Source organism: Marinobacter sp. tcs-11, assembly GCF_002049515.1.
Taxonomy (GTDB): Bacteria; Pseudomonadota; Gammaproteobacteria; order Pseudomonadales; family Oleiphilaceae; genus Marinobacter; species Marinobacter nauticus.
On the sequence record NZ_LLYU01000022.1, the window covers coordinates 53,102 to 60,250 of the forward strand.

The following is a 7,149-nucleotide window of genomic DNA, read 5'->3' on the forward strand; positions in this document are numbered from 1 at the left end:
TTTCCTGCGTTTCAGACTTCGTTCCAGCCCTGCCGGGCCAGTCAGACACTATGATAAAGGATATCGCCCTCTTTGGGGGCATTTTCATCTGGTTCGGGCTGCCCGTTTTCCGCGGGCAGCACGGCCTCTTCGGGTGTCTTCGGAGGTACATCTTCCTCAACCGGGCTGTCTTCAGGCGCCCTATTCTGCGCCTCAGCAGACGCTGTAGGTTGCTGGCACCAGATAGCAGCACTGCCGTTGTCACACAGGTTGCCGAGTGAGAATAGCGTGTACTGTAGCCCGATCCAGGCCGCCACAACAGGAAGCACCAGGCGCATCACCCAGAACCAGATTCTCCGGAACACAACCGGCGCATTGCCCAGAATGGTTGCCGCGAAGCGCCGGGTGATACACCAGCCGGCAAATGTGGCAATGAGAATAGCCACCGCCGGTATCACAATGCCACCGGCGACCAGTTCCAGCCATCGAAATACAGTGGCACCACCTATGCGGTAATCTGCCCACAGATTGAAGGAGAACAGGGAAGCCAGCCCGGCGAACCAGACTGCAAGCCCGACAATGACCGCAGACCAGCCCCGAGGCGCCCCGGTCCACTCCCGGAACCATCCCACCACCGGTTCGAGCAGAGACACCCCCGTCGCCCAGACAATCAGCACCACCAGCAGATAAACCGCCGCGATCACCACCTGACTGTAGGGCATGCCTGATAGCGCGACCGGCAGCGAAACAAAAAGCAGGCTGAAACCCCGCTCCCCCTCCAGGCTGCTACCGTCCGCAGCAACTGAAAACATCATCAATCCGGCCATGATGGCAACGAGGGTGTCCATCAACACCACAGCCAGTATTGAGCGTTTCAGACGGGTATGGCTGGTGGAATAGGCGCCAAATATTGCCCACACCCCCATTCCGAGACCCAAGGTATAAAAAGCATGAAAGAACGCTGCCTTGATACTGGCCGCTGTTACCTGCTCAGGCCGCATCACCAGAACGTGATCTATCCCGGACTGCAAGCTCCCCCCCATGGCTGCCAGCCCGAACAGCACCAACATCAACAGCAGGGTGCAGGGTACGATCATGCGCATCGATCGCTCCAGGCCCTTGACCACTCCGCGGGCAGAGACCGCAACCACGAGAATCACGAAGAAGACATGCCAGGCCATAAACTGCCGATAGTGGCCCGGGTCCGACACCAGCTCCGACAGAACAGCAGTTGCTGAGGCCGCCGAAGCACCCTCGAAACGGTCAGCTGCCCCGAAAAAGATGTAAGCCAGCACAATACCGCCAAAAACCGCGGTAAAGGAGAGCACCACGAACGCCGCAAGAATGCTAAGCGGCCCCGCCAGTCGCCAGAACGGTGAGCAACCAGCGTTTTTAACCATGCCGTCCATGGCCAGCACAATACCATGCCGGGCATGACGGCCAATCACAGCCTCCGTCACCATCAGCGGCAAGGTAACAATCAGCAGGCAGGCCAGGTACAGCAAGATAAACAAGCCACCGCCGTGGATACTGGCCAGATAGGGAAACTGCCATAAATTGGCCAGGCCGACCGTGGCACCCACAGAAGCCCAGAAAAAGGTGGATTTTCGGGTAAACGACCCTATTGACGTCTGGTACTTGCGCAGCATTACTTCCCCAGGCAGTGACGAGCGCATCATTGTAGCCGAAGCAAGCCTGCAGGAACGACACTAAACCCGAGCCAGTCGGCGAATCCGTGACCCTTCTTGCACTCCTGCGCTACAATGCGCGCTTTGCTGGCGTACCGACAAGACCAGCACCGTCATTCTTCCGATCCCGGACAGGATTCATGAGCAAGAAGAAAGCAAACGCCCCAACCAGCAACACCATCGCCCTGAACAAGAAGGCGAAGCACGAATACCATATTGAGGAGCGCTTCGAGGCTGGCCTGGCCCTGCTTGGCTGGGAAGTGAAGTCGTTGCGTGCCGGTAAGGCACAACTGGTTGACGCCTATGTACTGCTGAAGGATGGCGAGGCCTGGCTGTTGGGCTCCCACATCACGCCTCTGAACACCGCCTCTACCCATGTGATTGCGGACCCGACCCGCACCCGCAAACTGCTGCTGCACGCCAAGGAAATCGCCAAGATTGTCGGCCAGGTAAATCAGGCGGGTTACACCTGCATTCCCCTCGCCCTGTACTGGAAAAAGAACAAGGTAAAATGTGAGATCGCCCTGGTGAAAGGCAAGAAGCTGTTCGACAAGCGCGCTACGGAGAAAGAACGCGACTGGAACCGCCAGAAACAGCGCATCATGCGCGAGGCCAACACCTGACACCAAAACTGTGTCGCATATGCACCCTCTTTGCTGATTTCAAAAAGCCTCCTATACTTTTAGGCCTTTCGTCAGTTGGCCCCGATGGCAGTACCAGGCGGCCCGGACTCCGGTACAGAGCATAGGGAGGGCTTATGTCAGCAAAACGGACAGCCATGACCTCGGTCGATCGCTCCTGGTTACGCATGGATACCCCGGAAAATCCCATGATGATTTCCGCGGTACTGGCCTTTGAACAACCCATTCCACTCAAGCGACTCAAGCGCACCCTGGAAGAACGTTTCCTGAAATTCAGACGCTTTCGGCAGCGCATCGTTGACAAAGGTGACAAGGTCTACTGGGAAGACGACCCCCTGTTCGATCTGGACAACCACCTGCACACCATCGCTCTGCCGGGAAACGCCGGCAAGCGAGAGCTTCAGGCCCTGGCCAGTGATTTCAACAGCACCGCTCTCGATTTCCGCCGGCCACTCTGGCAGATACACTACATCGACAACTATGAGAGCGGCTGCGCCCTGTTAATCAGGATTCACCACTGTATTGCCGATGGCATTTCACTGGTGCGGGTACTGCTTTCCCTGACCGATCGCACTCCTGAACCCAAGCTAGAGCGCGTTGCACACCCAAAGCTACCCACAAAACCCAACGGCACCGCCGCCAGCCGGTTCCTGCACCGGATTGTGGACAGCACTCAGGCGGCCTGGGGACAGGCCAACCTGTTCGTGGATTCCATTCGCAAAGAGCCTGACTACCCACTGAAGCTGGCCACCACCGCCGGCGGTATTGTTATGGACCTGGCCAAACTGGGACTTGCCCCCTTCGAGCCGAAAACCAGCCTGAAAAGCCCGCTGCTGGGCCGCAAACAAGTGGCCTGGGCCGAGCCCCTTGAACTGGAAACCGTGAAACAGTGCGCGCGGACACTGGGCGGAACCGTCAACGACGTATTGCTTTGCGCCGCGACCGGTGCGCTGACCCGGCATTTTACGGAGCACGGCCAGAGTATTCCGGACTGCGGCATTCGGGTTGCCGTTCCTTTCAACCTGAGGCCGCTGGACCAACCCATCGAAAACCTCGGCAATCAGTTTGGCCTGGTGCTGGTGTGCCTGCCTGTTGAGGTAACGGATCCGATCATGTGTTTCCGCCAGGTTCAGGAAAACATGAACCGGCTCAAACGGTCATACCAGGCCCAGGTAACCTATAGCCTGCTGGACCTGTTTGGCCGCGGCCCGGACATTCTCGAACGCCGGGCACTGGACCTGCTCAGCAACAAGGCTTCAGCAGTTCTGACCAACGTTCCCGGACCACGCCATGCGGTTTACCTGGCGGGCAGCAAACTGGTTCAACCCATGTTCTGGGTCCCCCAGAGCGGCAACATAGGTATAGGCATGAGCATTTTCAGTTACGCCGGCACGGTACAGTTCGGCATAACCGTCGACAAAGGCATCAAAGCCGACCCGGGCGAGGTGATGAATTATTTCCGTGACAGCTTCGAGAGCCTGTATCAGGCTGCACTCGCGAAAGCTGGCGCCGGCGGTTTCCGCCAAGCCTCCTAGGCTAACCAGAGCCAGCGGTAGGTACAAATAGTAACGCCGTTACACAAAGAAGCCTTGAAGTCTGGCAATCCGGACACATATACTGAAATAACAAGGGGACGACTTGGCTTCGACGCCGGTGACGAACCCTTGGGTGCATGCCGAGATGGCAGCGAATCTCGTAAATCCAAAGCTGCAACGTAATAGTCGCAAACGACGAAAACTACGCACTGGCGGCGTAAGCCGTTCCAGTCGTCCTGGCTGAGGCGCCTATAACTCAGTAGCAACATCCCAGGACGTCATCGCTTATAGGCTGCTCCGTTCACCAGAGCTCACTGGTGTTCGGCTAAGATTAAAGAGCTCGCCTCTTGCACCCTGGCCTTCGGGTCGCTTGAGGTTAAATCAATAGAAGGACACTAAGCATGTAGACCTCAAGGCCTAGTGCTGGCGGACGCGGGTTCAATTCCCGCCGTCTCCACCACCTTCCAGAAAAAAGCCCCTGATTTCAGGGGCTTTTTTCGTTTCTGACCTTCCGTTTTTTCTTCAGGTGTCATCGGCGCTTAACCTTGCCTAACCCCACCAACTGACGTAAAACAACCCTATATCGAGTGGTTAGCAAGCAATACACCCCCGGTATTGCCCGTTACGCTCCGGAACAATCCAAGGCACGAACCGACACAGCCTGTCGCTCCGTGCCTTTACGCTTTAACAGAGAACGAAAGCCGTAACTTCTCATAGGGAACAACCGAGCAATGAACAACACGGAACAGCAATTCCTCAAAGCCCTGGACGACAAACTCTGGAAAGCCGCCGACAAGCTCCGCGCCAACCTGGATGCCGCCAACTACAAGCACGTGGTGCTGGGCCTGATCTTCCTGAAGTACGTCTCCGATGCCTTCGAGGAGCGCCAGGAAGAATTGCTGGAACGATTCAAGGATGAGAACGACGACATCTACTACTTGCCGCCGGAAGATTACGACGGCGACGAGGACTACCAGCAAGCCCTGCTGGAAGAACTGGAAGTATTAGATTACTACCGCGAGGCCAACGTGTTTTGGGTGCCCAAGGCCGCCCGCTGGAGCACCCTGAAAGAGAAAGCCGTGCTGCCCGTGGGCACGGCGCTCTGGCAGGACGATGTAGGTAACGACATAAAGCTGCGCTCCGTGTCCTGGCTGATCGACAACGCCCTGGAAGAGATCGAGAAGAGCAACGCCAAGCTCAAGGGCATTCTCAACCGCATCAGCCAGTACCAGCTGGACAACGACAAGCTGCTGGGCCTGATCAACACCTTCTCGGACACCTCCTTCACCCGGCCGGTATTCGAGGGCGAGAAGCTGAGCCTGCACAGCAAAGACATCCTCGGCCATGTGTATGAATACTTCCTGGGCCAGTTCGCCCTCGCTGAAGGCAAGCAGGGGGGGCAGTATTACACCCCCAAGAGCATCGTCAACCTGATTGTGGAAATGCTGCAGCCCTACTCCGGGCGTGTGTACGATCCGGCCATGGGCTCGGGCGGCTTCTTTGTCTCCAGCGACAAGTTCATCGAGCAACACGCCAGCGAACAGCACTACGACGCCAGCGAGCAGAAGAAACACATCTCCGTGTACGGTCAGGAGTCCAACCCAACCACCTGGAAGCTGGCCGCCATGAACATGGCCATCCGGGGCATCGACTTCAACTTCGGCAAGAAGAACGCCGACACCTTCCTGGACGACCAGCACCCAGACTTGCGCGCCGACTTTGTGATGGCTAACCCGCCGTTCAACATCAAAGACTGGTGGAGCGAATCCCTGGCCGACGACGTGCGCTGGAAGTACGGCACCCCGCCCAAGGGCAACGCTAACTTTGGCTGGATGCAGCACATGATCCACCACCTGGCTCCGACAGGCAGCATGGCCCTGCTGCTGGCCAACGGTTCCATGAGCTCCAACACCAACAACGAAGGCGAAATCCGCAAGCGCCTGGTGGAGGAAGACCTGGTGGAATGCATGGTCGCCCTGCCCGGCCAGCTGTTCACCAACACCCAGATCCCGGCCTGCATCTGGTTCCTGACCAAAGACAAAGCCAACGGCATGGTGCGCAACGAGAAAAAGCGCGACCGCCGGGAAGAGTTCCTGTTCATCGACGCCCGCAACCTGGGCTTTATGCGGGATCGTGTGCTGCGGGACTTCACCAACGACGACATCGCCAAGATCGCCGACACCTTCCATGCCTGGCAGCGTGGCGAGGGCTACGAGGATATCGCCGGTTTCTGCAAATCCGCCAGCCTGGATGAGATCAGGAAGCATGAGTTTGTGTTGACGCCGGGGCGCTATGTGGGGGCTCAGGAGCAGGAAGACGATGGCGAGCCCTTTGCTGAAAAGATGGCGCGGTTGACCATCCAACTGCGGGAGCAGTTTGCTGAGAGTGACCGACTGGAGGTTGAGATCAAGCGGAATCTTGGGGGGCTGGGCTATGAGCTTTAAATCCAGCAGTCGGGGCGGTGGACATCAACACCTTGAACGCCTGACTCGGGAAGTTCTGGAGGGGCAACAATGAGCGTGTTTATTAAGGCTCAGGAGGCCAGCGTCAGCGCGCGGTTCTGGCGCTTGCGTGACTTCAGCCGCTTCTCGATCACCTCGGTACGCTCGCCGGTTTCGATGGCGCTTGAGCTGGCGACGGCTCGCAGGATGCTGGTACGCGAAACCGATACTTTGCCTACGTTTTTTTTACGAACCATGGGGCGGCTCCGGAACGAGATGATTAGTGAAATTATAGCACTTGCCAGACATACCGTCGCCTCAGGAGTTGCTCAGCTGCCTGTTGGGGGATTACTAATAATCCGACGAATGATGACTCAGGAGCTTTGGGGACAGTCTGCTGAGAGCGACCGGCTGGAGACTGTGATCAAGCGGCATCTTGGGGGACTGGGATATGAGTGCTGATCAGTTTCCTTCGCACTGGCAATTGTTGCCTCTATCTGAAGCCGTGGATGCGCTGATTGATTACAGAGGAAAGACACCCCGGAAAACGAACCACGGGGTTCCTTTGGTCACAGCCAAAATCGTAAAAGGCGGAACGATTCTGCCTGCAACAGAGTACATTGCAGAGGAAGATTACGATTCTTGGATGGTTCGAGGGCTTCCCAAGGCAGGTGATGTTGTAGTAACCACAGAGGCTCCACTTGGCGAAGTCGCACAGTTGGCAAACGAGAATGTGGCACTAGGAGTCTGCGCGGCAGAAGCTACATTCTGGCACAATAGATCAAAATTCTTCAGCAACAGGATGACTGATGGGAACCACTTTCCGCCCGTATTCGCCTGGCCAGGAACTGCTTCTTCCCCCGAG

Annotated in this window: 6 protein-coding genes and 1 other RNA gene; 5 read left to right on the plus strand and 2 right to left on the minus strand. The window is 57.1% G+C overall.

Annotated features, from left to right (window positions below; all coding sequences use genetic code 11):
- Positions 1–41 precede the first annotated feature (41 nt).
- The gene (locus ARC85_RS17110; protein ID WP_286715592.1) at positions 42–1,628 is read right to left on the minus strand and encodes a sodium-dependent transporter; all 1,587 of its coding nucleotides are present in this window, start codon (positions 1,626–1,628) and stop codon (positions 42–44) included.
- 179 nt (positions 1,629–1,807) lie between these two features.
- On the opposite strand from ARC85_RS17110, the gene smpB reads away from it, so the two are divergent.
- The 4 genes from smpB (at position 1,808) to ARC85_RS17130 (ending at position 6,287) form a co-directional block, all read left to right on the plus strand.
- Entirely contained in the window at positions 1,808–2,290 is a 483-nt protein-coding gene (gene smpB / locus ARC85_RS17115) for an SsrA-binding protein SmpB (protein ID WP_011786782.1), read from the plus strand.
- Between the two features lie 134 nt (positions 2,291–2,424).
- Positions 2,425–3,843 (plus strand): WS/DGAT/MGAT family O-acyltransferase, encoded by a 1,419-nt coding sequence (locus tag ARC85_RS17120; RefSeq protein WP_286715594.1) that lies wholly within the window; start codon positions 2,425–2,427, stop codon positions 3,841–3,843.
- A 94-nt stretch (positions 3,844–3,937) separates the two neighbouring features.
- Positions 3,938–4,303, plus strand: a transfer-messenger RNA (tmRNA) gene (gene ssrA / locus ARC85_RS17125).
- A 271-nt stretch (positions 4,304–4,574) separates the two neighbouring features.
- Complete coding sequence (locus ARC85_RS17130) at positions 4,575–6,287, plus strand: class I SAM-dependent DNA methyltransferase (RefSeq protein WP_286715596.1); 1,713 nt, start codon at positions 4,575–4,577, stop codon at positions 6,285–6,287.
- Positions 6,288–6,376: 89 nt separating this feature from the next.
- On the opposite strand, the gene ARC85_RS17135 is transcribed toward ARC85_RS17130, so the two are convergent.
- Complete coding sequence (locus ARC85_RS17135; RefSeq protein ID WP_023011664.1) at positions 6,377–6,541, minus strand: hypothetical protein; 165 nt, start codon at positions 6,539–6,541, stop codon at positions 6,377–6,379.
- A gap of 194 nt (positions 6,542–6,735) precedes the next feature.
- On the opposite strand from ARC85_RS17135, the gene ARC85_RS17140 reads away from it, so the two are divergent.
- Positions 6,736–7,149 (plus strand): restriction endonuclease subunit S domain-containing protein (locus ARC85_RS17140; protein WP_502688019.1); only part of this gene is annotated, 414 nt, incomplete at its 3' end.

Bases quoted from the DNA above. Each gene is read 5' to 3' on its own strand.
- ARC85_RS17110 (WP_286715592.1), bottom strand. From the start codon at position 1,628: ATGCTGCGCAAGTACCAGACGTCAATAGGGTCGTTTACCCGAAAATCC.
- smpB (WP_011786782.1), top strand. From the start codon at position 1,808: ATGAGCAAGAAGAAAGCAAACGCCCCAACCAGCAACACCATCGCCCTG.
- ARC85_RS17120 (WP_286715594.1), top strand. From the start codon at position 2,425: ATGTCAGCAAAACGGACAGCCATGACCTCGGTCGATCGCTCCTGGTTA.
- ARC85_RS17130 (WP_286715596.1), top strand. From the start codon at position 4,575: ATGAACAACACGGAACAGCAATTCCTCAAAGCCCTGGACGACAAACTC.
- ARC85_RS17135 (WP_023011664.1), bottom strand. From the start codon at position 6,541: ATGGTTCGTAAAAAAAACGTAGGCAAAGTATCGGTTTCGCGTACCAGC.